Consider the following 24163-nt stretch of genomic DNA (forward strand, 5'->3'; position numbering starts at 1 on the left):
TGCGAAACATGGATGACGACGGGGCCGCACAGGACGATGCGGCCGCTACGGGTAATACGTTCACTGAGGAGTACGAACTGGCGACGGACGCCGACGTGATTCAGGTCGAAGACGACCCCGACGGTGACGTGGCTGCCGACGAGGAGGGCGCAGTCGCCGGCTCCTTTGCTCCGGATCTTGAGGTGACACCCGACGCGCCAAAGCCCGAAAATGTGATTTTCGTTGCGCTGGGAGTCTGTATCGCGATTCTCGCGCTCGGGCGGATGTTCCTTGGGGCGGAGATGTACACGCCGTCTACACTCGGCGGCGTGGTCCTGTCCGTTGCGCTCGGCACCGCAGTTCTGTATGGGTTCTTCGTCCGGACGAGCGACGTGTGAGGCTGTACCGATGACGGAAGCGGTGCGCTCTCCACCCCGACACTTAATCCTGCTCCGACACTAAGTCCGTGCATGGTAAACCCGCTGGCGACGGTTGCCCCACTGCAGGCCGAACCACTGTTAGGTATGTCGCTCTCCATCCTGCTGTTTCTGGCCGGCGCGGGCCTCATCGTGGGCGAAGCGCTCGCTCCCGGGACCCACTTTTTCGTGCTCGGCGTGGCCCTGCTGACGGCGGGGCTAGTCGGGCTGTTCATCCCTGCAAGCCTGGGTATCCTCGCGCCACTCATCCTTACTGTCGTCGTGCTTGCAACGACAGCGGTCACGCTCTGGGGATATCGAAAGCTCGATTTCGCTGCGCCGGGCCGCGGCCAGACGCTCAGTTCTGACTCGCTTACGGGCCAGTTCGGAACCGTTACCGAGCGCGTGACCCGGAGCGACGGCGAGGTCAAACTGGAAGACGGCGGGTTCAATCCGTACTATCAGGCTCGCAGTTCCGGCGACCCCATCGAAGAGGGAGCGGAGGTCATCGTCATCGACCCCGGCGGTGGGAACGTTCTGGAAGTCGAAGCGGTTGAGTCGGGTGCTGACGAAATCGACCGCGCGCTCGAACGTGACCGAAACCGGAGCGATGCGGACACTGAACCAGAACGAGAGTCCGAGCGGGCGTAGGTGTGTAATTCGGTAGTTTGTGACAGGGACACCGAAGCCTTTTCTTTGCGCGCTCCGGAGTTCTCATTGTCATGTTCCCCGCGACAGCACCGCTGCAAGGTCTGGGAGGACTCGTCGGTTTCGTTACCGTCATCTTCCTCCTGATCGCCATCGCGCTGGTGTATTCCAGCGTCGTGATCATCCGCCCGTACCAGAAAGGTGCCTACACGGTCCTCGGTACCTATCGCGGCGTCCTCGACCAGGGGATTCATTTCATCTATCCCTTCGTCTCCGACGTGACGCGGTTCGATATGCGTACCCAGACGCTTGACGTGCCGCGGCAAGAGGCTATCACCCGCGACAACTCGCCGGTGACCGCCGACGCCGTCGTCTACATCAAGGTGATGGACCCGAAGAAGGCGTTCCTTGAAGTCGACAACTACGAGCGTGCCGTCTCCAACCTCGCTCAGACGACCCTCCGTGCCGTGCTGGGTGACATGGAGCTGGACGACACGCTGAACAAGCGGGGCGAAATCAACGCCCGAATCCGGAAAGAACTCGACGAACCCACCGACGAGTGGGGCGTCCGCGTCGAGAGCGTGGAGGTCCGCGAGGTCAACCCGTCCAAGGACGTCCAGCAGGCCATGGAGCAACAGACCTCCGCCGAGCGGAAACGCCGTGCCATGATTCTGGAAGCCCAGGGTGAGCGGCGCTCCGCCATCGAGACGGCGGAAGGTGACAAGCAATCGAACATCATCCGCGCACAGGGTGAGAAGCAGAGCCAGATCCTGGAAGCACAGGGTGACGCTATCTCGACCGTCCTGCGTGCGAAATCCGCCGAATCGATGGGTGAACGCGCCGTTATCGACAAAGGAATGGAGACGCTCGCCGAGATCGGGCAGGGCGAGTCGACGAAGTTCATCCTCCCGCAGGAACTCACCTCGCTGGTGGGCCGCTACGGCAAGCACCTCCAGGGGTCGGACGTCAAGGAGAACGGCCACTCGCTGGAAGCGCTTGACTTCGACGACGAGACCCGCGAAATGCTCGGTCTGGACGACATTGAGAAGATTCTCGGACAGATCGATGAGGAAGCTGAGGTCGATGTCGAGGCGATGGAAGAGGAGGCCCAGAAAATCAAACAGGGGCAGGACAGTGGTCTCGACAACGCTGACGACGTCATCGAAGAGATGGACGCCGAGATAGACGACGACCCGGGCACGACTGACGTGGCCGGCGGTCCGGACGACACGACGCGAACGTCGGAAGTCGACAAGGACAATTAACTGAGAATCAGGCGAAGACGTTTTATTACCAACCCACCTTTTCGGTAGCAATGACACGTGAGGGCGACGTGGACGAGGACAAGCGAGCGACGCTCCGTCGCTTTGCCGCCCTCGGTGCAGCGAGCCCGTTTGCCCGCTTCGGCGACAGCGGGAGCGAGAGCGATGCACCCGATGCCATCGCCGGGTACGTCTCGGCACACCCCGGAACGCACTTCTCGAAGCTTCGTGACGACCTCAAACTCGGGACCGGTGAGGCCCAGCACCACCTCCACCGACTGGAAAACGAGGCCGTCGTCACGTCACAGAAAGACGGCGACTACCGACGGTACTTCCCGGCCGACCAGTTCTCCGAGTTCGAACAGGTGGCGCTTGGTTACCTGCGGCGCTCGACGGCCCGCGGGATGCTCGTCACCCTCCTCCGCCGCCCGGACGTGACGGCGTCGGAACTGGCAAGCGAACTTGATGTTTCACGACCGACAGTGAGCAACTACGCCGCTGACCTGGAGTCAGCCGGGCTCCTGTCAAGAGAAAACGGGTACGCAGTTACTGAGCCAGAGACAGTGCTGACGCTGCTTATTCGGTATGCCGACTCGTTCGGTGACGATGTTGCCGCGCTGGCTGGCGAGGCCGATTCGCTGCTGCGATACGATCCGTGACGCTTGCGCCGGTGATCGCTCGCTATTGGTCCGCTTGCGTCTGTGTCGCCGTTACATTTCTTTGTCGACACCGGTGATTTCAAACCTGGCACCACCCGATTCGCTGTCGGTCACACTGACATCCCAGCCGTGGACGGCGGCGATATCGGCCACGATTGCGAGGCCGAAGCCGGTGCCTTCAGATGCGGTCGAGTAGCCCGCTTCGAACACTGTGTTTCGTTCGTCTTCGGGGATGCCCGGACCGTCATCAGCGACGTAGAAGCCGCTTGCGTCGTCGATATCTCCGAGAGTGACCGTTACCCCGCCGCCGTTCTCGACAGCCTCGTCGGACTGTCCCGGCTGCCCCATCTGGCCATGCTCCATGCTGTCTTGCTGCACCTGAGAGGGCGAAGATTCTGACCCGTGTGCCACGCAGTTCCGAAACAGGTTCGAAAACAGGCGCTGCAACCGGCCGGGGTCAGCAAGAACGACGCTGTCGGTATCAGTCTCTAGAGCCGCACTCTCCGTCTCGATAGTCTCCCAGCACGCAGTTGCGGCAGTTTGGAGGGTGACAGGCTCGGTAGTCGTTGCCTCGCGTCCCTCTCGTGCCAGCGTCAGGATATCGTCAATGAGCGTCTGCATCCGCTCGTGAGCGGCATCGATACTGTCGAGGTGGTCGTTGGCCACGTCCTGCTGGGCCAGTTCCAGATGCCCCTGTGCGACTGTCAGTGGTCCCTGCAGGTCGTGGCTGACGACACTGGCGAAGGAATCCAGCCGCTCGTTCTGAACGCGGAGCCTGCGTTCACGCTCCTTCTGTTCGGTGATGTCCTGAATGAACCCCCGAACGGTCGGCTTCTCCGCGCCCTCGACGCGTTTGCCGCGGGTCCGGACCCACCGGTGGTTTCCTCTGGCGGTGATGAGCCTGACCTCGAGGTCGTACGGATCTCCATCATTGAGGGCCGCGTCGACGGCGTCCGAAACTGTCTCTCTGTCCTCTGGATGGTAGAACGACAGCCCGTCCTCGACTGTCGGGTCAAAGTCGTCGTCGACCTCGTGGATGCGGCGGGTACCCGCTGTCCAGGTCGACATTCCGCTCTCGTCGTACTCCCAAGCGCCGAGGGCGCCGAGTTCCTCCGCCTCGGCGAAGAAATCCCGTAACTGGGCAAGGTTCTGTTCGTGCTCAATGCGCTCCGTAACGTCCTGACAGTGTGAGAAGATGGTGACAACATCGCCCGAATCGTCGGTAACGAGGCGGTTGTGCCACTCGACCACGATGCGCTCGCCGTCTTTCCGGACGTTCTCATTGACGCTGTGGTAGCCGCCACTGGCCTCGCTGAGGGCGGACGTAACCGCATCGACATCGTCGTAGCTCTCCGAGCTCACGAATATCTCCCACGTTTCCCCGAGCAGTTCCGTTTCGGTGTAGCCGAATATCTCTGTGAGAGTTTCGTTGACGCGGACGATCTCGAAGTCCTGATTATATTCGACGAACCCGAGCGGCGACTGGTCGATAAACAGCGAGAGCCGGTCTTTACTCGCTTCGAGGGCGCGCTGTGACCGGTACTGTTTGACGGCGTTGACGATTCGGTTCGAAAGAAGGGCGTAGTGGCTGGTGTCGGGCGCTTTCTGTAGATAGTCAGTGACACCTGCGGAGATAGCATCACTGGCGACAGCTTCGCTACCACGGCCTGTGTACAGGATAAACGGGAGGTCAGGATAGTCTTCGCGGACAGATTCGAGGAAGTCGATACCGTTCTGGCCGGGCATTTCGTAGTCAGAAACGATACAGTCGACTGCTGCCGTTTCAAGCAGACGCAAGCCCTTTCGGGCACTCGTTGCGATCTCGATATCGAACGCAACCCGCTCTCGCTTGAGGAACGCCGCTGTCGTCTCTGCGTACTGCCGGTCGTCGTCGACGTGAAGCACCCGGATGGCGGAACCAGCCTCGCCCATTGATGCGATTGACTATGGCCTCAACGGTTATCAATATAGACATTCGGGTTTTCCAATACATCCTGAAAAATCAACGCGAAGGGGCTGAAACGAAGAGTGAGCGACGACACCGACTGTTCTCTACGTAGCCCTACATCACGGGCCCGTGGGGACGGTCAGGTGGGAGTCCCGATATATCCGCGTCGGAGTCAGCGCCGGTTCAGGCCTCGACCATCCATGTCGTCGAGGAAGAGTAGCCCCACTTCTCGACGGCCAGATCGTGGTCGCCGTCGGCGATGGCGGTCATGTTCGTGCCCACTTCTTTGGCCGAAAGGCCGAGTTCGTCGCCGATGAGTCGCGATTTGAAATACGTCTGGTCGTCGGCATTGGAACGGAGATACTCCAGAATACGTCGCTGCTTGTCCGAGAGCGGACTGTTGGGGGTTTGTGCGGTGGCGCTCATTGTACAGTTATCAACAGTACCGAGACACCCTTATTGGATTTGGTACAGACGGTTAACGGCCCGCCCTCTAGCGGTTTTCCCTCACTCGAAGCGGGGATACTGCCGCGAGTTGGGCCACGCGGAGCCCGGTTGGTACAGGCGGGAAACACCGTCGCTGCTCGTCGTCGCCTCGCAGTTTGAACGACAGCGATCGCTCGCTCCGGCAGTTCTTTAATAATGGGCCGTTTTGTGGCCGAACGGAGGTCTATCACATTGGAAATCTCGGATCAACTGCTGTGTCTGTTCAGTGCCGATATCCGCGACGAGGGGGACCGGTACGTCGTGGAGGTCCCGCGTCGAGAGGTCAAGACGGGCGCAGTCGACTCAGGCAGTACCTATCGCGTTGCGCTCATCTCCGCAGATGAGGAGACAGAGACGGGCAAGGAGACGGTGTCAGACACGCCGCCGGACCAGCCACAGCCGCCGGTCGAACCGGGTGAGACGCGCTACGTCGAGATCGAAGACATCGGGAAGCAGGGTGACGGCATCGCTCGGGTCGAGCGCGGCTACGTCATTATTGTCCCAGGAGCCGAAATCGACGAACGAGTCAAGATCGAAGTCACAGAGGTCAAGTCGAACTTCGCGGTCGGCGAAATCATCGACGACGTGTGACGCTACTCATAGGGACTGCCGTCGGGGCGCTTTGCCCCTTCAGAGTCGTGGACGACGACCTGTCCGGCTGATGGGTCGACAGGTCGATAGGTGTCGCGGACGCCGATTGCTTCCGTCAGTTCTCGAACGGCGCGTTCTTTGAGCGCTGCAGCCAACTCCTCGGCGTCGGCTCTGGAGATATCCCGGCCGAGCCCCTCACACTCGTGGGCCCGAACGACTCCTTCCTCGTCGACAGCTTCACCCATCGGCTGGCTCGTCCCGCCGAGCGCGACGCTGAAGGGGTAAGTCTGACAGATGAGCGGACGGTCGCCGTGGACCGTGCAGGCACCCGTACCGTCATCGCCCTCAGCGTAGAATGTGCAGTCGCCGCAGTCGTCGGTCTGGAGCGCCCACTCGAAGGTCTCTCCTTCGGGGCCCTCAGGGCCGTCGGCCAGTCCGTACGGCATCGGCCGGGCGACATCGCGGAAGTCGTACTCCCCGGCCGCCTGTAGCTGCCGAATCTCGTCAGGAAACACCGTTGCAGTGTGGGGTTCGGCATCGGTTTCGGCCGAGTCAGCGTTCTCGTCGGGCGCATCGACGGCCTCGTCAGCACTCTCTTCGCCTTCGCCACATGCCGACTCGGCCTTGCAGCAGGCCCCACAGCGGGTGCATTCGAACCCGATAGTCTCGATTGCGTCGGCCAGTTCCGACTCCTCAAGGGCACGGGCCCGTTCGAGTTCGGTTTCCAGAGAGTCCACAGCCCTGATAGCAGGCGGATGGGCAAAAAGGCGTCACTCCGCCGGATTCGGTGCGGCCCGCTCGCTGTCCCATGAAATAGCGCCCTCGACAGCCAGTTTTTCAAGATGGGTCAGCACTGTCCCACGGGCCAAATCGCGCACGCCGGTGAGGTCCTTCTCGTAGGCGGCCTCAAGGATTTCATCCAGCGTGGCGGCCCCATCGTGGACAGCGTCCCGAACACGCCGCTCGCGCGCCAGTCGGTGATTGATGAGGCGCGCACAGGTCTCCCGCGGCGTCTCGATACGCGGGCCATGGCCCGGTAACAGCACATCGGGGTTTCTGGCGTGGAGTCGCCGCAGTGACGCGAGATAGGCCCGAACGTCGCCCTCGGGTGCGCCGACGACGACGCTACCCTCAGCAACGGCGAGGTCACCGGAGACAACGACCCCATCCGTGGCGAAGGCGACGTGTTCCGGCGCGTGCCCCGGTGTATCGATGACAGTCACTGGGCCGGCATCGGTCGGAATCGTCGTCCCGCCGCTGAACAGTCTATCCGGGGTAATGCCGGTCGCGGCTTCGAACGCGCTCGCCCGACCGCGGCGCGCCCAGACCGTCGCGCCTGTCTCTCTGGCGTAGTGTGCAACAGCACCAGCGTGGTCAGGGTGGTGGTGCGTGAGTGCAATGTGAGCGAGGGAACGGTCGCTGAGAAGCGAATCGAGCGCATCCCCGGCGTCCGGAGGGTCCACAAGAAGAGCGGCCTCATCGCCGCAAACGTATGCTGCCGTGCTGCCGGTCGGTGCCCGTGTCGGGACGGACACGTCGGCCCGGTGCCAGTCCATGCCGATGGGTCAGACCGTGAGGAAATAAACCTGTTTGCGTGCGTCGGTGAAACTGTACCGCGAATCGACCAGACCGGACTCCTCCAGCCGGTTCAGTGCATATCTGACAGTGCGGTCCGGGAGCAGTGAACTCTCGGCTAAGTCGCCCTGTGACAACGGGGCATCGTCTTCCAGTACCTTCGCGACGAGCTTCGCGCTCGGCGGGAGTTCACGCAGGGTGTCGCGGAACTCCTCGTCAGTGAAAGGTGCTGGTGCAGCGTTTTCAGTTAATGCGCTCATAGTGGCTGATATTCAAGACTTACTGGTAAAACTTGGCTATATGCATGACCAAACAATACAGATTCTATGAAGTGTTTAATGTGACCTTATACATGGCCGTCATCGTGTGGTTCTCGTCTCTATCACGAAGTCACGCCCAGACCTATCAGGGCAGCGAGCGTGACCGGAGTCGGTCTGGTAGGGAAAACAGTCCGACCGACGAAAGGGGATTCCAGTATCGTTTTATCCCCCGCGGGGTGAGCAATAGACCGTGAAAGGGCAGGAGTGGTATCAGGCCGACACCGTGGCCGAAGAGTACGAGGCCAAGCGGTTCTCCCGTGGCGGGCGGCTGATCGACCGACGTGAGAAACAGGCCGTCCTCAATGCAATCGGCCCTGTGGCCGATAAAGACGTGTTAGAGGTAGCTTGCGGGACTGGACGGTTCACTGTGATGCTGGCTGAGCGCGGCGCGAACATCACCGGGCTGGACATCTCAGGACCGATGCTCCAGCAGGGCCGTGAGAAGGCACAGGCGACTGGTGTCGACGACCGCGTCGAGTTCATGCGGGGCGACGCCGCCCGGCTCCCGTTCCCGGACGACCATTTCGACACCGTGTTTGCGATGCGCTTTTTCCATCTGGCGGACACGCCGGCGGCGTTTCTCGCGGAGATGCGCCGCGTCTCGAAGGAACAGGTCTTCTTCGATACGTTCAACCGGTTTTCGACCCGGTCGATATACAACTGGGCGCTCCCGATGGGGTCGCGGCTCTATTCGCGCTGGGAAATCGACCGGCTGTTAGACGGAGCCGGACTAGAACTGACTGACGCGAACCACGACTGGCTGCTTCCGTACGGCTTCTACCGGAAGATTCCGAACGAACTGGCCGCCTCGTTCCGGTCGCTCGATACGGCGCTTGGCGGCACGCCACTTGGCGAAAAGCTGGCCTCAGTGTCGTACTGGAACACTCACGTCTAGCGTGGCGCTGTTCGAACGACCCGTTTCTTGTATCGGAACGTCGCCGTCCGTCTCCCGCGACTTTTAAGCGCCTTCGCCGTCCTACCCAGAGGTATGGATATCTCGGTAGTGGTCCCGACGTTGAACGGCCGGGAAGAGCTGACCGGCTGTCTGGACGCACTCACCGAGCAAGTTCCCGATGCCGAAGTGATTGTCGTCAACGGCCCGTCAGCTGACGGCACGACTGGCATGGTCCGCGACCGGGACGACGTTTCTCTTCTCGTCGAAATCGCCGACCGCTCCGTTACGGTCGCCCGCAACGCAGGGATCGACCGGGCAACAGGGGACGTTATCGCGCTCGTTCATCAGTCACTCTCAGTCGAGTCCGGCTGGGCTGACGCCGTGAAAGACGGGCTCTCTGGGGCTGCCCAGGCTATCACCGGGCCCACACACCAGCAACTGTGGGCCGGGATGACGACCGAAACAGAGGAAACGCGGACAATCGCCGGCCGCGACGTGACGTACTTCAACCCCGGCAACGTCGCGTTCGATGCCGAGGTGGTGGAAGCGCTCGACGGGTTCGACGAGTACCTGAACGTCGGCAGCGCCCGGGACTTCGCACACCGGATGGCCGCCGGTGAGTACGGCGTCGACTGGAGCACGGAAATGTGCGTCAGCCGCGAGTTCGAGGCCGACGGCGGTATCGCAGAGACCGACTGGAACTGGAAGTACCGCTCGCTCGCTTACCGACTGGTGAAGAACTACAACGTCCGGCCGACCGTGGTGCGGCGAATCCTCAGCCACGCGGTCGGTGACGCGAAGGACGCGCTATTTGATGTCGTGCGGGGGGAGACGACGCCGTCGCAGTGGCTCGGCACTGGGCAGGACGTGTTCGGCGGCGTCGGGTCAGGAATCGTCGACGGCGTCCGGGCACGCGTGACCGACCGGACGGCTCGCCGGAATCCGAACGGTCGCTCTGCGCGCACAAACCGCGCGGTGACTGTGTACGACTGGCGATAACTGGTACTGGTCGCAACCGTTCGACTGGGCAGGAGTACGGTGGTCAGGGGGCCAGCGCCTCAATGACGCGGTTGGGATTGTTCGAGAACACCTTTCGCATCGCGTCTTCGGGAACGTCCAGTGTCAGAATCTCCATCACGGCCACGTTCGGGTGGACGCCAGGGACGCCGCTCCCGAAGAGAACGCGGTCGGGATGTTCTAACACCGCCCGTTCCATCGGCCCGCGGTAGCGGACCGCGCTGGTGTCGAGATACAGATTATCGTGGGTCTCCAGCAGGTCGATGGCCCGTTCCATCAGGTCCTTCCGGAGCGGGTGCGCGCCGAAATGTGAGAGGATAACCGGGAAGTCATACGCCAGCAGCGACTCAGCGACAGCTTCGGGTCGGAACCCTTCGCCACCGTGGACGATGACAGGCAGCGACACCGACTCTAGTTCTGCGAGCACGTCCTCGTCTGGCAGCCCGTCGGTCGGCGGATGGAGTTTGAAGCCGTAGAACCGGTCGTCGTATGCGTACTGCTCGATGTCTTCCGGGGACGTGTGGTCGTCCGTGCGACTACTTGCGAGGTTGCGAAGGGTCGACCCGGGGCCGCTTCCCGGGTCCCGAGCGCCGTTGACTCTGGCGAAGGCGACCATCGGTCGCTCGACGGTCATCCGGGCGACAGCGTTGTTCGCTTTCAGATATGAACCGTCCCGCTCACCGGGAAAGACGACGGAGCGGACGACACCGGCCTGGTGCATTTCCCGCTCCAGTTGCTCTGGGTCACCCATGCCGTCTCGGGGCCGGCGATGCTCGTCGGGCTCCAACCGTGCGTGCACGTCAACGACCCGAAACCCGTGCTCCAGCTCCAACATCTACTATACGGTGTGTATACTCCCATATTAAAAGGTGTGCAGGTCCGGCTCGGATTACGGGGACAGCACGGCGCTGTCGCCCGACAAGCGGTCCGCAGTGTTAGAAAGGTTTATATAGAACCGCTTGCCTTGTCTTAAGTGAGGTTCAACACATATGTCATCTGGCCAGCGACGCATGGGCGGCCAGCCTCTTTTCATCCTTGATGAGGACGCCCAGCGCACACACGGGAAGGACGCACAGTCATCGAACATCTCCGCCGGAAAGGCCGTAAGCGAGTCTGTACGGACCACGCTCGGTCCCCGCGGCATGGACAAGATGCTCGTCTCCGACGACGGTGATGTGGTCATCACCAACGACGGGGCGACCATCCTCTCCGAGATGGACATCGAACACCCTGCGGCCCAGATGATCGTCGAAGTCGCCCAGACTCAGGAGGACGAAGTGGGCGACGGAACGACGACGGCGTCCGTGCTGGCCGGGGAACTGCTGACGAAAGGCGAGGACCTGCTCGACGACGACGTCCACCCGACAACAATCGTCGAGGGGTACTCTGCCGCGGCTGAACTCGCACAGGACGCCATCAACGAGCTCGTCCTTGATGTCGACCTCGACGACGAGACACTCGTCGAAGTCGCCGAGTCCTCGATGACCGGTAAGGGCACCGGTGACGTCGAGGCCGAGAAACTCGCCGAAGTCGTCGTCGACGCTGTCCGCCACGCCAAGAGCGACAACGGCGTCCGCCGGGACAACATCGAAGTCCACACCCAGACGGGTGCGGCTTCCTCCGCGACCAAGCTTGTCGAGGGCGTCATCGTCGACGAGACGGCCGTCCACGACAACATGCCGACCTCGGTCGAGGACGCGTCCATCGCGGTCATCGACACCGAACTCGACGTCCGCGAGAGCAACATCGACGCCGAGTACAACGTCTCTAGCGTCGACCAGCTCAACGCCGCGCTCGACGCCGAAGAGGGCGAACTGCAGGGCTACGCCGAGGATGTCCTCGAAAGCGGCGCTGACGTCGCGTTCGTCACCGAGGATGTCGCCGACCGCGTCGCCTCCCAGCTCGCCAAGGAAGGCGTCTTCGTCGCCGACAGCATCGGCTCCTCGACCGCCAAGGACATCGTCGAGGCCACCGGCGCGAAGCGCGTCGGCTCGCTGGAAGCCCTCGACGAGGACTCGCTCGGCCACGCCGACAGCGTCGACGTCGAGAAGCAGGGCGACGACGACGTGACGTTCATCACCGGCGGCGCGACCGCCGAGTCCGTCACGGTCATCGCCCGCGGCTCCACCGAACACGTCGTCGACGAACTCGAACGCGCGCTCAACGACGCGCTCGACACCGTCATCGCCGCGCTCGACGCCGGCGGTGTGGTCCCCGGCGCAGGCGCGACGGAAATCGCCATCGCCGACCACATCCGCTCCGAAGCGGCGTCCATCGAGGGCCGCAAGCAGCTCGCCGTCGAAGCGTTCGCCGACGCCGTCGACGTGCTGCCCCGAACCCTCGCGGAGAACACGGGCCTCGACGCCATCGACGCGCTCGTCGACCTCCGCGCAGAACACGAGAGCGAGGGCATCGCTGGCATCATCAGCGAAGGCCAGACTGGCGTCGTCGGTGACCCAGTCGAGTACGGTATCCTCGACCCCGCCGCGGTCAAGCGCGAAGCGGTCGACTCCGCCACCGAGGCGGCGACGATGATCGTCCGTATCGACGACGTTATCTCGTCGAGCTAAGCGAGGTCGCAACGCGACCTCGACACGAGCGGCATCGCCGCGAGTGTTCACAATCTGTTTTCTTTTGACTGCGCCAGAGAGCGGCGCGACCGCTGTAGAAACTACCGCTCAGTCGCCGCTGGGTTCGACAGAAAGCGTCAGCGTCGCATCGTGGCCGTCAGCGAGCGCTTCGACGAGGTCCCGGTCCACGTCGCCGGCTGCCGCGTCGGCGTTCACCATCACGGTCCGGTCATCGACGTAGTCGCTCGTCCGCAGGACGTGGCTCCGGTCGTTCTCGAAGGACAGGTCGGGATGGCCGGTTCCGGTCACAGTAACGGTCTGCTCGCCGGCTTCGATAGTCGCTGTAATCGTCGCGTCGGCGTCTTGGCAGGCCGTTACGAACTCGCTGTCGAAGTCGGCAGGAACACGGTCGGCTTCGATAGCGAGGATGCAGTCACCTGCAGGGGTTAGAAAGTCGTCGCTCGTCACTTCCAGCGTGCTGGCGTGCTCGCCGGAGACGTTCTCGTGGCCCTGTGCACGGACCACTTCCTCGAGTGTCATACTTCCCGGTCACTGCCGGGCGTACTTCAGCGGGACGACTCCGGCCTGACGACGGTAACCGTCACCGCACCGCAGGCACACTCGTGGGCTTCGCGGCGGCCGGCCTCGGTCTCGAACACCAGCGCCGGCTCTCCGAGCGAGCGCTCGCAGTGCTGGGCCTCACAGGTCGGTGTCGCCGCCTCGTGCAATTCGGTGAACATATCTGGATAGTAGGTGGCTACCTATGTCAAAGCGAGCCATCCCCGGAGTGAAAGTGAAAGTGAAGGCGTGGGGCAAAGGATATGCCCCCACGGAACGGGCCACAAGGTATGTCGCTGGAGTGGCGCGGCGCGGCGGTTGCGCCGGACGACGAGATGCCGTCCCCGGAGGCGTGGGAACCAGTATCGGTTCCCAGCCGGCCCGGACAGTTCGCCGGTGCCGAGGCCGTGGCCTACGAAACGACGTTCTCGGACCCACGGGACGAGAGCGACGCACACACCCTGCTTGTACTGAGTGGAACCTACGCGCACACACGCGTGTGGTGCAACGGTGAGTTGCTCACCAGCCACGACGCCTACTTCGAACCGCTCCGGGTCCGACTCCCCGAGAGCGAAGAGTACCGGATCGTCGTGGAGTGTCGCGCACCCGAGGACCGCTTCGGCGGGTTGCACGCGACTGACCAGCTTCCGTCGGAGCGCTGTGTCCCGGGCATCTGGTGGGACGCGACCCTCGAAACCCGACCGGACCCGTGTGTGAGCGAACTCTCGGTCCAGCCACAGCTATCCGAAGCAGACGTAACCGACGCGTCGGTGGACGTGTCAGCGACCATCCTGACTGAAGAGCCACTCGACGACCGGATTACGCTCTCGCTTCGGCCGGAGGGCGACGTTCGTGGGGGCGGGATGATGGACCGAGCCCGCGTCTCGACCGACGAGGAGACGGCGACAGTGACCTACACGATGGACGTGCGCGACCCGTCGCTGTGGTGGCCCCACGACCGCGGCGAGCAGTCCCGTTACGTTCTCAGGGCGAAGCTCGGAGACGACGAGCACTCGGTGACGACGGGACTGCGGACGGTTTCGTACGACGGTGGCCTGCGGGTCAACGGCGAAAGCGTGCCGGTTCGCGGTGTGACGCTGCGCGATCCGACCGTCGAGGATGTCGCACGGGCCGTTGACGCTAACGCGAATCTCGTCCGGGTTCGAGCACAGGGAACGTCGCCAGAGGTGGCTCGCGCCTGTGACGACCACGGCGTCCTGCTCTGGCAGGACCTTCCCCTGTCGGGCCCCGGTTCGTTCGACACCGAACGAGGAACTGCCCTCGCAGCGCGGCTCACTGCGACCTACGCACAGCATCCCAGTTTCGCAGCGGTCGGTGTTCACGACGAGCCAGTGTCGCCGTATGCTGACGGACTGGGCTCTGGGTTCCTCGACAGGCTTCGATTCCGGTGGCGTGCCTGGCGAGCCGGCTACGACAGCGCGGACGCCGAATCGGTGGCGTCGGCTGTTGACTCCGTCCCAACGTTCCCGGTAGTCGGCCCGCCCGGAATCGACCCCGACGCGACCACGCTGTACCCAGGGTGGCGGTACGGCGACGCAGCCGACCTCCCGTGGCTCTATTCCAGATTCAACGTCAGCGATGCCGTTGCCGGCTTTGGCGCCGGTGCGCTGGGAACGCCGGGCTCAGGCGATAGTCCTGGGTTCGATAGTGCCTGCCACGACCGCCACGTCGACGGCGGAGTCGAAGCATCGCAGGCGTATCAGGCTGGTGTCGTCCGCGAGGTTGCCGAGTCGCTCCGGCGACGCAACGCGCCGCTCATTGTCGTTGACAGCCTTCGAGATGTCGGTGATGCGGGCATGGGCCTGCTCACCGCTGATGGGACCGAAAAGGCGGCGTTCAGTGTTCTTGCCGACAGCTACGAGCCCACACAGGTGATACTCTCGGATGCAGCGCTCGGCGAGCAAGATATTGTTGTCCTCCACGACCGTCCAGAAAAAGCGGACCTCACTGTGGAGTGGGACTGCAACGGGGACCGCGAACAGGCCGAACACACTGTCGGCCCGTTTGCCCGCGTCACCGTCGACACACTCACCCTTTCAGCCGGTGACGATGTGACGCTTGCAGCCACCGACGGCCAGACTGTCGTCAAGAATGAGTACCGTATTAGCGAGTAATACAGGTGCGTGATATACCATGGAAGCTCGGTGCGATAGTGACCGTCACACCCCCTGAATTATGGCGTGTGAGACGTTGACGCGGTATTCAATGCACCGGAATGTTTAAACAATATCCACCTCTATTTGTAGACACCAGAACGCTTCCGCGTTCAGGCAGTATCGCTTTCAGCCCAACATGAGAGGGAACCCTTGTTATTGGTGTCAGCCCCTCAGTAGTGGGTCAACTGTCTGTGCTGAAGCGGTGATGGCATAGAGGATTCAACAATGGCAGACTCGATAGACGAATCAAAGAACGTTACAGTAACAGAAGAGGATCTTGAAAACAAATCGAAAGGCGAGCTTATCAAACTCGCCGGCCAGCTTCGTGACCGACGGAACGAGCTGAACCAGATGGCGTCCGAGCGGGCCTCCGCCCGAGACGACCTGAACGCGAAGACTCGCGAGAAGGTCGACGAAGCGCAGGAACACCGCGAGAAGCGCGACGAACTCAACGAGCAGGTCCAAGAACACAAAGACCAGCGTAACGAGCTCAATGCGGAAGCAAACGAGCTGTTCGACAAGGTCGACAACCTGAAAAACGACCTCGAACTCGATGAGGGGACGTCAGTCGAACAACTCAAAGAGGAAATCGAGGACCTCGAGTTCAAGCAACAGACCGAAGTGCTCTCCTCGGAAGACGAGAAGGAGCTCATCGAGAAGATCGAGACCAAGCGCGAAAAGCTCCAGGAGAAACAGGAGAAGCTCGATCAGGGCGGCGACCTCGAAGAGCTCAAAGAGGAAGCAGAAGAGGTCCGCTCTGAAGCCTCAAAGCACCACCAGAAGGTCACGGAACTGGCCGACGAGGCCCAGAAGCACCACAACGAGATGATCGAGGCCTACCGCGAGGCCGACGAGATCCGTGACGAGGCCGACGAGAAGCACGAGGAGTTCGTGGATGCTCAGGAAGCGGCCGACCAGCACCACGAGGACTTCGTCCGCGTCCAGAAGCGCCTCCGCGAACTCGACAAGAAGGAAGAAGAGCAGGAGCGCTCCCAGCGCGAGGAGAAGCAGGAAGCCGCTCGCGAGGAAGCAGAGGAGATTTATCAGAAGTTCAAGGAAGGCGAGACCCTCGACACCGAGGACCTGATGAAGCTCCAGAAGGCCGGCAAGCTGTAAGTCTGTAGGATTTTCTCTCTGTTTTCACTGAACATAGATGCATCACCCACTCGGCCTGCTCCAGCTCGGTGCGCTCTCGCTTGTCCCGACAGCCCTCGGCGGGGTCCTGTTTGGCCTCGCACTCGCTGCGCCGCCGGGCCCGATGAACGCCGTTATTGCCGAGGAGAGCGCCCTACGGGGCTGGCGGGCCGGCTTCTTTGCCGGCCTCGGCGCGATGACCGCTGACGCCTGTTTCCTCGTGCTCGCCGTACTCGGCGCCGCCACAGTAATCACCCAAACGCCGGGAGTCCGCCGCATAATGGTCGGCGCCGGCGGGCTCCTGATGCTCTGGTTCGCGTACGGAGCAGTTCAGGAGGCCAATACAGCAGTTACAGAGGGAGACTCGTCAGTCACGTCTGGAGACAGCCGCGGCTTCCGCAAGGCCCTCGTTCTGGCGCTGACAAACCCCTATCAGGTCGCCTTCTGGCTCACCGTCGGCGTGGGCCTCCTTGAACCCGGCGTGGTCGACGTGGCGTCGTACGTGCCCGCGGTCGGGACTGACGCGCTAACCGTACAGACCGGGCATCCGGTCCTGCTGGGTGGGTTTTTCGGCGGTATCGGTCTCTGGATTACAGGGTTCCCGGCAGCGATTGTCGCCGCAAGAGCGCGTATCGAACGGCTCGCACCGCTAATCGCGTGGGTCAGTGCCGCTGTTCTCGCCGGGACTGGCGTCCTGTTCCTGCTGCGAGCGCTATGAGTCGCCCATCCCGGTCGCCACGTCGTCGAGGTCGTCCTCGACAGCCATTTCGGCGACCTCCATCGTCAGCCACTCCTGAAACCAGCGGGTCCGCTTGAGCCGCTGGTGGACGAGAGACTCGGCGGTGTCGCTCTGAACACGCTCGCGCGCGTCCTCGCCGCGCTCGATGACACGGTCGACCATCTCGGCCGCGTCCATGTGTGTCCGGGACTCATACCCCATACGCAACAGCATCAGGGCAGTCCCGTTCGCACCGACCTTATCCAGGATATCCGCCTCGATGAGACACTGGACTTCGAGGGGCAGGTCGTCCAGTGACCCCTGGTATGAGTGGACCTCGACGGCAGAGCAGACCTGTTCGATAAACGATTCGGGGTAGTCACCGTGTGCCCGCAGATACTCGCGTGCGATCCGAGCGCCGGCTTCCGCGTGGAGATCCTGCTCGGCTTCCAGTTTTGCGATGTCGTGAAACAACGCTGCCACGCGAGTCACGTCTACGTTTGCCCCCTCCTTGCGGGCGATTTTTGTCGCGATGTCGACGACGTTGAGGATGTGGTTGAAGCGGTACTCTGCGGAGTGCCACGGGTACCAGCGCATACGACCGCCCTCTTCTTCGTTTTCGACGCTCGCCGCGAGGTAGTCGTGGACGAATTCCTTCATTTCCTCAAACGCGTCGGCTGAGACAGGTGACTCCCTAATCTCGACGCCCACAGCACCACCTCCGGAGACGGATTTCGATATTCATCTTACACATATAGACGTACGTTCGACTCTTTAGCGTTACGACAGGGAGAACGGCTGCCACACCCGGCGTTTCTGGATGCAAACAGCGTCACAAAACCGGTCTTCGGAGCAGTTGTCCGAGCAGCGGACAACCGCCATCGCTGTCCCCGATTCCGTGTCAGGCGAGGTCTCTGTCGGGCGACAGCCGAGACTGGTTCTCAGCGGCTGGGAACATTAGTCCGGCTTTTTACATCTAATAGATAAATCGGTACATATGTCTCTCCAGCCACTGCATACGCCCGTCGGCGACGTGTCGATCGTTACCCACGCGATGAACGAACACCCGGTGACTGACGTCCTCGTTGGCGTCGGTATTGCCCTGTGTCTGTTCGGACTGTACTACAAACTGATACTACTCCCGGCGAACAGACAGGAATCGTCACAGCGCACGGGGGGCCAGTCGCCGCCGTAATTACGAAGATACAAACAGAAAGCCCGCCCTTCAGGGCGGAGGAGATGTCAAAGGTAGGCGGCGTCCCAGCGCATCGGCTTTCGAACGTTCCCGCAGTTGTCACATTCGATGCGACCCATTGAGTCCATCGCATTCGCCAGCGTTTCACAGTTACTGCAGAAGTAGCCATAACGATCGCTTCCCTCCTCTGTGACGTGGACCACATGGAACGGCGCCATTGACCCGGACTCGTGGTTGTTGTGATCGACGTAGACTGTCCGGCCGTCGTCAGTTATCCGTTCGCGGCCGAGTTCGTCAGCATCGGTGTAGAGGTTCTCGACGTAGGTCCGTCCAGCGATATCGACTTCACCCGTGCCGGCGCGTTCGAAGCCGCGGTCCTCGTAGAAGCTGTTGCCTTCGACGTTGTCGGCCAGCACGCGTCCCTGAAGCGTCTCGGCACCGCGGTCATGGAGTTCTCCGTGGGTCTCGTCAAACAACGCTGACCCGACCCCCTCGCCGCGGTATGCCGGGTCAACGTGCAGCCAGAGAATCGTCCCGATACTATCACCTGACAGGACACTCTCTGAGAGACCGACCACCTGCCCGTCCTGCTCGCCGACGAGAAGCAACCGATTACTCTCTTCACTGAGTATTTCGTTAATACGCGCTTCGTCGTACCACTCCTCGATAGCGCTTGTAATCGCCTTCGGCCCCAGCGAGTACGACGCCTCGAGCGAGCGACGCGCCACGTCACGGATAGCCGGCCGGTCCGACAGCACTGCCTCCCTGATTTTCATATGCCACTAGTTGGCACGGAACATCATAAATCTACAGTTCGGTGTCAGAATTTGGGACACTCGTTGAGCTATTCATGTGCGGACGTACGATTTGTGGCCTCGACTGGGACGTGTCTGCTCGCTACCCACTGCTATCGTTGCTCCCCTATAGAAGTGCAGTCGCTGTTCAGACTCTGTCACAGCATACTTCGGACGGATTCGAACCGCGGTCGCTCCGCGTTGCTCCACTCCCTGCTTCGAATCCGCAGCGATATCTCTCGCTCACCTACGTTCGCGAGAAGATAGTCCCGGGCGGATTCGAACCGCGAGGACTCGAATCCTCTCGTCCTCTGGGCTCGAACCGCTGAGATATTTCGCGCTCACAAACTTGTTGGCGCGAAAATAGTCCCGGGCGGATTCGAACCGCCGTCAAGGGCTCCAAAGGCCCTTATGATTGGCCACTACACCACGGGACTGCACTCACTCTGTTCGCTTGACCCGTGAGAGTCGCAATTCCGGGGAATTGCTCACCACCACGGGACTGCACTCACTGTATTCGGAATAATCGACGGAACGCACTTGAACGCTTCGAGAGCGGGCGGTCAGTCGCTGGTGACTTCGGCCTCGACTTCGAGCAGGCCACAGACATCTCCTTCGGAGTCGAAACAGTCGGGACACTGTGGTTTGCGATTGATGATAGTGTCGAGGCGATCAGCGACTGTTTCGTCGATAACGCCCTCCAGTTGCTTTGCCTCGGCCCGAAACTCCTCGACCTCAAGCACTTCGATGAGGAACCGCTCGATAATACAGTAGTTCTGGAGTGCCTCGCGAGCCTGTGCGATGCCGTCGTCAGTGAGGTCGACGCCTTTGTACTTCTCGTGGTTCAGCAGTCCTCGGCTTTCGAGCTTCCCGATCATCTCGTTTGCGCTCGCCGGGCTGACGTCGAGCATATCGGCCACGTCACCGGTAGATGCCGGACCGTCCTCTTGCTGTTGCGTGAGATAGATCGCTTTCAGATACTGGGCCTGCGTGTTCATTGATAGTCCTCCATCAGGTCGGTTACGTCTTCGACGCCCTCCGCCTCGTCCTCACGGATGTCCGATAGCACGGCAAGCAACCGCTCGCGGTCGATTGTGAATGTCACGTCCGACGCCTCGATCGCTTCGATGAGGTCGTCGTAGAACTTGTACGCCGTCTCCTCGTTACAGAGCTGGTCGTACAGCACGCCATCGAAGTCTTTGTCGGCTTCGTACTGGGCTTCGACCAGCATCTCGATTTCTTCGAACGGGACGGTGTCCGCTTCGAGGTCGTCGATGAGCGACTCCAGTTGCCGGCGGTGCTCAGCAGACTCTGTCTCGGCGTGCTCAAGGAGGTCAAGGACCGCCTGCTCGTGCTCTCCGCTCGTTTCTTCGGCGTGCTTAGCCGACCGTGCCTCGACGACCTCTTCGAGGACGATGCCGATCTGTAGCAGCCGGGCGAGCTGATGGTCAGACGCCACCGGCTGTGTAAGACTCACGGTAACACCCCCACTCGGCGCTGTGCTGCAGTCATACACGTAGTTCGGGGAGGGCCGGACTTAAGCGGTTCCCTGTCGCCGCCCTAGCGGCGGCGTCACGTTCCTGTTGGACCCGTGTGACTGCGTCTGGCTTCGCGGCGACAGCTTCCCCACTGGGACTGAGACTGTCGGCTATCACTGCGACACGATACACCCCGTGATGGCAAGCGCCTTGCAGGGCGGACAGCCGACAGTATGAAACGACCCGACGGCTCCGACGTATCGTGATTGCTGTGCCTGCGTCCCGAGACGACCGCCCGACGTACTGCGGTCGATACCGTACAGAGGTCACTATCAGTCGCCTTCGGTCCCCGCCGCCAGTACCGCCTGCCAAGACACGTCCCGCCCCGGATAGGCGACCCGCCCGAACGGCCACTCGGTCGCAACCCACTCCCTGCAGGCCGTCTCGATCTCGTCGGCAAGGCCACGCTCGACTGCGGCCGCCGCCGTCCAGTAATATACCGCAGCGTCGTACCCCTCTATCCGTGTCGGCTGGACGTACAGACACCCCAGTTCGGTTGTCTCGGCGGGGTCGAACACACCGTATGTGAACGCGTCACGCCGCTGGTGTTCCTTATAGTGCCAGCACACGTCGATCCGGTTCTGCTCGGGGGTCAGTCCCGTCGGCCACTCGTCGTCGGGTCCGAAGATCCCGTGGAGGCGGTCACCGCTCTCGGTCACGGCCTCGTAATCTATTTCCGCGTCGGTGGGCGTCAGCGGCCGGAGCAGGAATTCGTTGGCCGACAGTTGGTCCGGAACGGGTTCGGACGGCCCGAGCAGGTCCGGCGTCTCGAAGGGCATACCCCCGAAACACACGATACGGACATTGTTGTTGCGATTGGCTGTGGCCGTCGTGTCGGTCTTCGACCTCAGCCTGTGGAAGTGCGGATTCGAGGAACTCAGCGACTTCTTCGGTCTTGTCCGGTTTGACCCTGATGGACGGTGAGACGTTTCACAGCGGCTGTCTGGTGAAAACGAGCCGGTAGCAAGAAGCAGTAGACGGGAAAGACTGCGGACAGGGGCGGTTACTGCCTGAGCCGCTCGTAGATCAGCTGGTCGAGGTCCTCGCGGAGTTCGTCCACCTCAACCTCCTCCAGCACTGGTACGAAGAAGCCCTCGACGAGCATGTTCTTCGCGCTCTCGGGGTCGACACCGCGAGAGGTCATGTAGAACATGTCCTCTGCGTCGACCTGCCCGACCGTCGCAGAGTGGGAGGCCTCGGTGTCGTGGTTGTTGATAATGAGCTTCGGCGACGCGTCGGCCTCGGAGTCGTCGGAGAGCATGAGCGTGTTCTCACGCTGGTACGACGACGTGTCCCAGGCCTCGCGACCGACGTCCTGAACGCCTTCGTACACCGAGCGGGCGTCGTCGTCGAGGACGCCACGGGTGACGAGGTCGGCGATGGTGTGTTCGGCCTCGTGCCAGACACGCGACGCGATGTCGAAGTGCTGGTCCTCGTGGCCGAAGAAGGCCCCCAGAATCTGTGACTCGGAGGAGTCACCCAGCAGTCGGGTTTCGACGTTGGACTTGGTCAGGCGGGAGCCGATGTTGCCGTCGATCCAGTTGACCGTGGCGTAAGTGTCGGCGTGGCCGCGCTTGACCTGGAAGTTGTAGGTCTCCTCCGAGAGGTTCTGGAGCGCGCCGTACTGGACGTAGGCGTTCTCTTCGGCGACGACCTCGACGATGCCGGAGTAGTACTGGTCAGCGTCGGTCGTCTCGCCCGTCTGCTGGCGCTCCAGAATCGTGACCGAGGAGGACTCCTCGGCGAGGACGAGCGTGTAGTTGAACAGCGACTGGCTGTTCATCGTCGTCCGGATCTTCACGTCCTCGGCGTCGACGCCCTCGGGGACGTAGACGACCGTTCCGGCAGAGAACAGGGCCGTCGACAGCGCAGTGAGGTAGTCCCGCTGCGGGTCAACGGTACTGCCGAAGTGCTCCTTGACGAGGTCCTCGTGGTCCGCAAGCGCTTCGCTCCAAGAGAGGACCTCGACGCCCTCCGCATCGACGCGGTCCTTGTCCTGTGCGTAGTCGAGCGGGTCGACCAGCGACTCGTATTCGAGCGCGTCGAGGTTCGTCCACGTCCGACCCGGCGTCCGGATAACGTCCGGCATTTCGAGCTCTTCGAGCGCCGTGAGCGCGTCCTTTCGCGTCTCCAGTAGCCACTCGGGCTCGCCGAAGTCGTCTGAAATCTGTTCTACCTGGGCCTCTGTGAGATTGGCGTGTACCTGCGTACTCATGGTTATCCGAGCGACCCCTCCATCTCAAGCTCAATGAGGCGGTTCAGCTCAACGGCGTACTCAATCGGCAGTTCCTCCGTAATCGGCTCGATGAAGCCGGCGACGATCATCTGCTTGGCGTCGTCGTCGTCCAGTCCGCGGGACTGGAGGTAGAAGACGTCCTCATCGCCGATCTTGCCGACAGTCGCCTCGTGGGCAACGTCGACCTTGGACTCCTGAATCTCCATGTACGGCATCGTGTCCGACGTCGACTCGTTGTCGAACATCAGGGCGTCACACTCGACGGAGGTCGAAGAGTCCTCGGCTCCGTCAGCGATGTGGACGAGGCCACGGTAGTTCGTGCGGCCGCCGTCCTTGCTGATGGACTTGGATTCGATGGTGGACTTCGTTTCGGGGGCGTTATGATAGACCTTCGCGCCCGTGTCGATGTCCTGCCCCTCGCCGGCGAAGGCGATGGTAATGTGGTTGTCCGTCGCGCCCGGCCCCTTGAGAACGGTCGAGGGGTACAGCATCGTGGCCTTCGAGCCCATCGATCCTGAAACCCACTCCATCGTGCCGTCGGCCTCGCAGATGGCGCGCTTGGTGTTGAGGTTGTACGTGTTCTTCGACCAGTTCTGGACGGTCGAGTACTGGACGTGGGCGTTCTCCTTGACGAACACTTCGACGCCGCCGGAGTGGAGATTGAACTCAGAGTACTTCGGGGCGGAACAGCCCTCGATGTAGTGGACTTCGGAGTTCTCCTCGGCGATGATGAGCGTGTGCTCGAACTGGCCCATGCCGTCGGAGTTCATGCGGAAGTACGCCTGCACGGGCATGTCGACCGTGGTGTCCTCGGGGACGTAGACGAACGACCCGCCGGACCAGATAGCGCCGTGTAGCGCCGCGAACTTGTTGTCGCTCGGCGGCACGGCCTTGGTCATGAAGTACTCCTTGAGGATGTCTTCGTGTTCCTGGACAGCCTTGTCCATGTCACAGAAGATGACACCCTTGTCTTCCCAGCGCTCCTGCATGTTCTGGTAGACAATCTCGGACTCGTACTGCGCGCCAACGCCCGAGAGGGCGTTCTTCTCGGCTTCCGGGATGCCGAGCTTGTCGAAGGTGTCCTGAATCTCCTCGGGGAGGTCGTTCCAGTCGTCGACCCCGCCGCGGGTCTCGATGTCGGGACGGATGTACGGGACGATCTCGTCGACGTCGACCTCGGAGAGGTCGGGTGCGCCCGGCCAGCCGTCCGGCATCGGCATTTCGTGGAACTGCTCGAGTGCGCGAAGGCGGCGTTCGAGCATCCATTCCGGCTCGTCCTTGTCTTCGGAGATGACCCGGATGGTCTCCTCCGTGAGGCCCTTCTCGGCTTCGAAGGCGGACTTCTCCTCTTTCTTGAACTCGAAGCGCTTCTCCGTGTCGGTTTCCTTGAGGTGGTCTTGATCTGAACTCATAGTGTGTGTTATGTTATCGCTGTATACGGAAGGGC

General features: G+C 61.9%; 27 protein-coding genes and 1 tRNA gene. 12 read left to right on the forward strand and 16 right to left on the reverse strand.

Annotated features, from left to right (window positions below; all coding sequences use genetic code 11):
• The first annotated feature begins 8 nt into the window (after nt 1-8).
• From G9463_RS00260 to G9463_RS00275, 4 genes are all read left to right on the forward strand, one after another.
• Nucleotides 9-377 carry a hypothetical protein gene (locus G9463_RS00260; RefSeq protein ID WP_007188821.1) on the forward strand — a complete coding sequence of 123 codons (369 nt, stop codon included), beginning with the start codon at nt 9-11 and terminating at the stop codon, nt 375-377.
• A 72-nt stretch (nt 378-449) separates the two neighbouring features.
• A complete protein-coding gene (locus G9463_RS00265; RefSeq protein ID WP_004957882.1) occupies nt 450-1046 on the forward strand; it encodes an NfeD family protein in 597 nt (198 codons plus the stop codon).
• Between the two features lie 71 nt (nt 1047-1117).
• Nucleotides 1118-2308 carry an SPFH domain-containing protein gene (locus G9463_RS00270; RefSeq protein WP_007188820.1) on the forward strand — a complete coding sequence of 397 codons (1191 nt, stop codon included), beginning with the start codon at nt 1118-1120 and terminating at the stop codon, nt 2306-2308.
• Nucleotides 2309-2358: 50 nt separating this feature from the next.
• Nucleotides 2359-2964 (forward strand): MarR family transcriptional regulator, encoded by a 606-nt coding sequence (locus G9463_RS00275; RefSeq protein ID WP_004957885.1) that lies wholly within the window; start codon nt 2359-2361, stop codon nt 2962-2964.
• Between the two features lie 51 nt (nt 2965-3015).
• Here G9463_RS00275 and G9463_RS00280 read toward each other — a convergent pair whose 3' ends face one another.
• Nucleotides 3016-4896 carry a PAS domain S-box protein gene (locus G9463_RS00280; RefSeq protein WP_165895659.1) on the reverse strand — a complete coding sequence of 627 codons (1881 nt, stop codon included), beginning with the start codon at nt 4894-4896 and terminating at the stop codon, nt 3016-3018.
• A gap of 199 nt (nt 4897-5095) precedes the next feature.
• Nucleotides 5096-5338 carry a hypothetical protein gene (locus G9463_RS00285; RefSeq protein WP_004957888.1) on the reverse strand — a complete coding sequence of 81 codons (243 nt, stop codon included), beginning with the start codon at nt 5336-5338 and terminating at the stop codon, nt 5096-5098.
• Between the two features lie 252 nt (nt 5339-5590).
• Between G9463_RS00285 and G9463_RS00290 the strand changes: the two genes are divergently transcribed.
• Complete coding sequence (locus tag G9463_RS00290; RefSeq protein WP_165895660.1) at nt 5591-5989, forward strand: TRAM domain-containing protein; 399 nt, start codon at nt 5591-5593, stop codon at nt 5987-5989.
• A 2-nt stretch (nt 5990-5991) separates the two neighbouring features.
• On the opposite strand, the gene G9463_RS00295 is transcribed toward G9463_RS00290, so the two are convergent.
• The 3 genes from G9463_RS00295 to G9463_RS00305 are packed head-to-tail and all read right to left on the reverse strand — an operon-like array spanning nt 5992 to nt 7824.
• Nucleotides 5992-6726, reverse strand: coding sequence for a YkgJ family cysteine cluster protein (locus G9463_RS00295; protein WP_165895661.1), 735 nt, complete (start codon nt 6724-6726; stop codon nt 5992-5994).
• Between the two features lie 33 nt (nt 6727-6759).
• On the reverse strand, nt 6760-7545 hold the full coding sequence (locus G9463_RS00300; RefSeq protein ID WP_165895662.1) for an MBL fold metallo-hydrolase: 786 nt from the start codon (nt 7543-7545) through the stop codon (nt 6760-6762).
• 9 nt (nt 7546-7554) lie between these two features.
• The gene (locus G9463_RS00305; protein ID WP_007188815.1) at nt 7555-7824 is read right to left on the reverse strand and encodes a helix-turn-helix domain-containing protein; all 270 of its coding nucleotides are present in this window, start codon (nt 7822-7824) and stop codon (nt 7555-7557) included.
• A 250-nt stretch (nt 7825-8074) separates the two neighbouring features.
• Here G9463_RS00305 and G9463_RS00310 point away from each other — a divergent pair, with 250 nt between their 5' ends.
• Both G9463_RS00310 and G9463_RS00315 read left to right on the forward strand, forming a co-directional pair.
• Nucleotides 8075-8779 (forward strand): class I SAM-dependent methyltransferase, encoded by a 705-nt coding sequence (locus G9463_RS00310; protein ID WP_004957898.1) that lies wholly within the window; start codon nt 8075-8077, stop codon nt 8777-8779.
• Nucleotides 8780-8872: 93 nt separating this feature from the next.
• Entirely contained in the window at nt 8873-9778 is a 906-nt protein-coding gene (locus G9463_RS00315) for a glycosyltransferase family 2 protein (protein WP_011223858.1), read from the forward strand.
• A 43-nt stretch (nt 9779-9821) separates the two neighbouring features.
• Here G9463_RS00315 and G9463_RS00320 read toward each other — a convergent pair whose 3' ends face one another.
• Nucleotides 9822-10631, reverse strand: a complete 810-nt coding sequence (locus G9463_RS00320) for an amidohydrolase family protein (protein ID WP_004957903.1) — start codon at nt 10629-10631, stop codon at nt 9822-9824.
• Between the two features lie 175 nt (nt 10632-10806).
• Here G9463_RS00320 and thsA point away from each other — a divergent pair, with 175 nt between their 5' ends.
• Nucleotides 10807-12366 carry a thermosome subunit alpha gene (gene thsA, locus G9463_RS00325; RefSeq protein ID WP_004957905.1) on the forward strand — a complete coding sequence of 520 codons (1560 nt, stop codon included), beginning with the start codon at nt 10807-10809 and terminating at the stop codon, nt 12364-12366.
• A gap of 108 nt (nt 12367-12474) precedes the next feature.
• Here the strand turns inward: thsA and G9463_RS00330 are convergent, their stop codons facing one another.
• Together G9463_RS00330 and G9463_RS00335 are read right to left on the reverse strand one after the other, a co-directional pair.
• The gene (locus tag G9463_RS00330; protein ID WP_121303548.1) at nt 12475-12906 is read right to left on the reverse strand and encodes a DUF371 domain-containing protein; all 432 of its coding nucleotides are present in this window, start codon (nt 12904-12906) and stop codon (nt 12475-12477) included.
• Between the two features lie 26 nt (nt 12907-12932).
• The gene (locus G9463_RS00335; RefSeq protein WP_004957909.1) at nt 12933-13106 is read right to left on the reverse strand and encodes a hypothetical protein; all 174 of its coding nucleotides are present in this window, start codon (nt 13104-13106) and stop codon (nt 12933-12935) included.
• A gap of 108 nt (nt 13107-13214) precedes the next feature.
• On the opposite strand from G9463_RS00335, the gene G9463_RS00340 reads away from it, so the two are divergent.
• The 3 genes from G9463_RS00340 (at nt 13215) to G9463_RS00350 (ending at nt 16953) form a co-directional block, all read left to right on the forward strand.
• Nucleotides 13215-15059 (forward strand): hydrolase, encoded by a 1845-nt coding sequence (locus G9463_RS00340; protein ID WP_165895663.1) that lies wholly within the window; start codon nt 13215-13217, stop codon nt 15057-15059.
• Between the two features lie 267 nt (nt 15060-15326).
• Complete coding sequence (locus tag G9463_RS00345; protein ID WP_004957913.1) at nt 15327-16217, forward strand: coiled-coil protein; 891 nt, start codon at nt 15327-15329, stop codon at nt 16215-16217.
• A gap of 37 nt (nt 16218-16254) precedes the next feature.
• The gene (locus G9463_RS00350; RefSeq protein WP_165895664.1) at nt 16255-16953 is read left to right on the forward strand and encodes a LysE family translocator; all 699 of its coding nucleotides are present in this window, start codon (nt 16255-16257) and stop codon (nt 16951-16953) included.
• On the opposite strand, the gene G9463_RS00355 is transcribed toward G9463_RS00350, so the two are convergent.
• Nucleotides 16948-17664: an HD domain-containing protein gene (locus G9463_RS00355; protein WP_004957917.1), complete on the reverse strand. Its 717-nt coding sequence runs from the start codon at nt 17662-17664 to the stop codon at nt 16948-16950. The two genes, G9463_RS00350 and G9463_RS00355, sit on opposite strands and share 6 nt — an antisense overlap.
• Nucleotides 17665-17950: 286 nt before the next feature.
• Here G9463_RS00355 and G9463_RS00360 point away from each other — a divergent pair, with 286 nt between their 5' ends.
• Complete coding sequence (locus G9463_RS00360) at nt 17951-18148, forward strand: hypothetical protein (RefSeq protein ID WP_007188809.1); 198 nt, start codon at nt 17951-17953, stop codon at nt 18146-18148.
• A 47-nt stretch (nt 18149-18195) separates the two neighbouring features.
• Here the strand turns inward: G9463_RS00360 and G9463_RS00365 are convergent, their stop codons facing one another.
• From G9463_RS00365 to sufB, 7 genes are all read right to left on the reverse strand, one after another.
• Nucleotides 18196-18924, reverse strand: a complete 729-nt coding sequence (locus G9463_RS00365) for a GNAT family N-acetyltransferase (protein ID WP_165895665.1) — start codon at nt 18922-18924, stop codon at nt 18196-18198.
• 382 nt (nt 18925-19306) lie between these two features.
• Nucleotides 19307-19379: transfer RNA gene (locus G9463_RS00370), tRNA-Gln, on the reverse strand.
• 126 nt (nt 19380-19505) lie between these two features.
• Entirely contained in the window at nt 19506-19940 is a 435-nt protein-coding gene (locus G9463_RS00375; protein WP_004957922.1) for a metal-dependent transcriptional regulator, read from the reverse strand.
• Nucleotides 19937-20419 carry a hypothetical protein gene (locus G9463_RS00380; protein ID WP_004957923.1) on the reverse strand — a complete coding sequence of 161 codons (483 nt, stop codon included), beginning with the start codon at nt 20417-20419 and terminating at the stop codon, nt 19937-19939. Before G9463_RS00380 ends, G9463_RS00375 begins: the two co-directional genes overlap by 4 nt.
• Nucleotides 20420-20752: 333 nt before the next feature.
• Nucleotides 20753-21259 (reverse strand): hypothetical protein, encoded by a 507-nt coding sequence (locus G9463_RS00385; protein WP_165895666.1) that lies wholly within the window; start codon nt 21257-21259, stop codon nt 20753-20755.
• 224 nt (nt 21260-21483) lie between these two features.
• Nucleotides 21484-22695, reverse strand: a complete 1212-nt coding sequence (gene sufD / locus G9463_RS00390) for a Fe-S cluster assembly protein SufD (protein WP_165895667.1) — start codon at nt 22693-22695, stop codon at nt 21484-21486.
• A gap of 2 nt (nt 22696-22697) precedes the next feature.
• Nucleotides 22698-24128: a Fe-S cluster assembly protein SufB gene (gene sufB, locus G9463_RS00395; RefSeq protein ID WP_005537802.1), complete on the reverse strand. Its 1431-nt coding sequence runs from the start codon at nt 24126-24128 to the stop codon at nt 22698-22700.
• Between the last annotated feature and the right edge of the window lie 35 nt (nt 24129-24163).

It is taken from the genome of Haloarcula sp. JP-Z28 (assembly GCF_011440255.1).
GTDB classification, from domain to species: domain Archaea; phylum Halobacteriota; class Halobacteria; order Halobacteriales; family Haloarculaceae; genus Haloarcula; species Haloarcula marismortui.

What these genes read in the sequence shown, in the direction of transcription:
- G9463_RS00260 (WP_007188821.1), top strand. Translation starts at nt 9, where the DNA reads ATGGATGACGACGGGGCCGCACAGGACGATGCGGCCGCTACGGGTAAT.
- G9463_RS00265 (WP_004957882.1), top strand. Translation starts at nt 450, where the DNA reads ATGGTAAACCCGCTGGCGACGGTTGCCCCACTGCAGGCCGAACCACTG.
- G9463_RS00270 (WP_007188820.1), top strand. Translation starts at nt 1,118, where the DNA reads ATGTTCCCCGCGACAGCACCGCTGCAAGGTCTGGGAGGACTCGTCGGT.
- G9463_RS00275 (WP_004957885.1), top strand. Translation starts at nt 2,359, where the DNA reads ATGACACGTGAGGGCGACGTGGACGAGGACAAGCGAGCGACGCTCCGT.
- G9463_RS00280 (WP_165895659.1), bottom strand. Translation starts at nt 4,896, where the DNA reads ATGGGCGAGGCTGGTTCCGCCATCCGGGTGCTTCACGTCGACGACGAC.
- G9463_RS00285 (WP_004957888.1), bottom strand. Translation starts at nt 5,338, where the DNA reads ATGAGCGCCACCGCACAAACCCCCAACAGTCCGCTCTCGGACAAGCAG.
- G9463_RS00300 (WP_165895662.1), bottom strand. Translation starts at nt 7,545, where the DNA reads ATGGACTGGCACCGGGCCGACGTGTCCGTCCCGACACGGGCACCGACC.
- G9463_RS00305 (WP_007188815.1), bottom strand. Translation starts at nt 7,824, where the DNA reads ATGAGCGCATTAACTGAAAACGCTGCACCAGCACCTTTCACTGACGAG.
- G9463_RS00315 (WP_011223858.1), top strand. Translation starts at nt 8,873, where the DNA reads ATGGATATCTCGGTAGTGGTCCCGACGTTGAACGGCCGGGAAGAGCTG.
- G9463_RS00320 (WP_004957903.1), bottom strand. Translation starts at nt 10,631, where the DNA reads ATGTTGGAGCTGGAGCACGGGTTTCGGGTCGTTGACGTGCACGCACGG.
- thsA (WP_004957905.1), top strand. Translation starts at nt 10,807, where the DNA reads ATGGGCGGCCAGCCTCTTTTCATCCTTGATGAGGACGCCCAGCGCACA.
- G9463_RS00330 (WP_121303548.1), bottom strand. Translation starts at nt 12,906, where the DNA reads ATGACACTCGAGGAAGTGGTCCGTGCACAGGGCCACGAGAACGTCTCC.
- G9463_RS00335 (WP_004957909.1), bottom strand. Translation starts at nt 13,106, where the DNA reads ATGTTCACCGAATTGCACGAGGCGGCGACACCGACCTGTGAGGCCCAG.
- G9463_RS00340 (WP_165895663.1), top strand. Translation starts at nt 13,215, where the DNA reads ATGTCGCTGGAGTGGCGCGGCGCGGCGGTTGCGCCGGACGACGAGATG.
- G9463_RS00345 (WP_004957913.1), top strand. Translation starts at nt 15,327, where the DNA reads ATGGCAGACTCGATAGACGAATCAAAGAACGTTACAGTAACAGAAGAG.
- G9463_RS00350 (WP_165895664.1), top strand. Translation starts at nt 16,255, where the DNA reads ATGCATCACCCACTCGGCCTGCTCCAGCTCGGTGCGCTCTCGCTTGTC.
- G9463_RS00360 (WP_007188809.1), top strand. Translation starts at nt 17,951, where the DNA reads ATGTCTCTCCAGCCACTGCATACGCCCGTCGGCGACGTGTCGATCGTT.
- G9463_RS00365 (WP_165895665.1), bottom strand. Translation starts at nt 18,924, where the DNA reads ATGAAAATCAGGGAGGCAGTGCTGTCGGACCGGCCGGCTATCCGTGAC.
- G9463_RS00375 (WP_004957922.1), bottom strand. Translation starts at nt 19,940, where the DNA reads ATGAACACGCAGGCCCAGTATCTGAAAGCGATCTATCTCACGCAACAG.
- G9463_RS00385 (WP_165895666.1), bottom strand. Translation starts at nt 21,259, where the DNA reads ATGCCCTTCGAGACGCCGGACCTGCTCGGGCCGTCCGAACCCGTTCCG.
- sufD (WP_165895667.1), bottom strand. Translation starts at nt 22,695, where the DNA reads ATGAGTACGCAGGTACACGCCAATCTCACAGAGGCCCAGGTAGAACAG.
- sufB (WP_005537802.1), bottom strand. Translation starts at nt 24,128, where the DNA reads ATGAGTTCAGATCAAGACCACCTCAAGGAAACCGACACGGAGAAGCGC.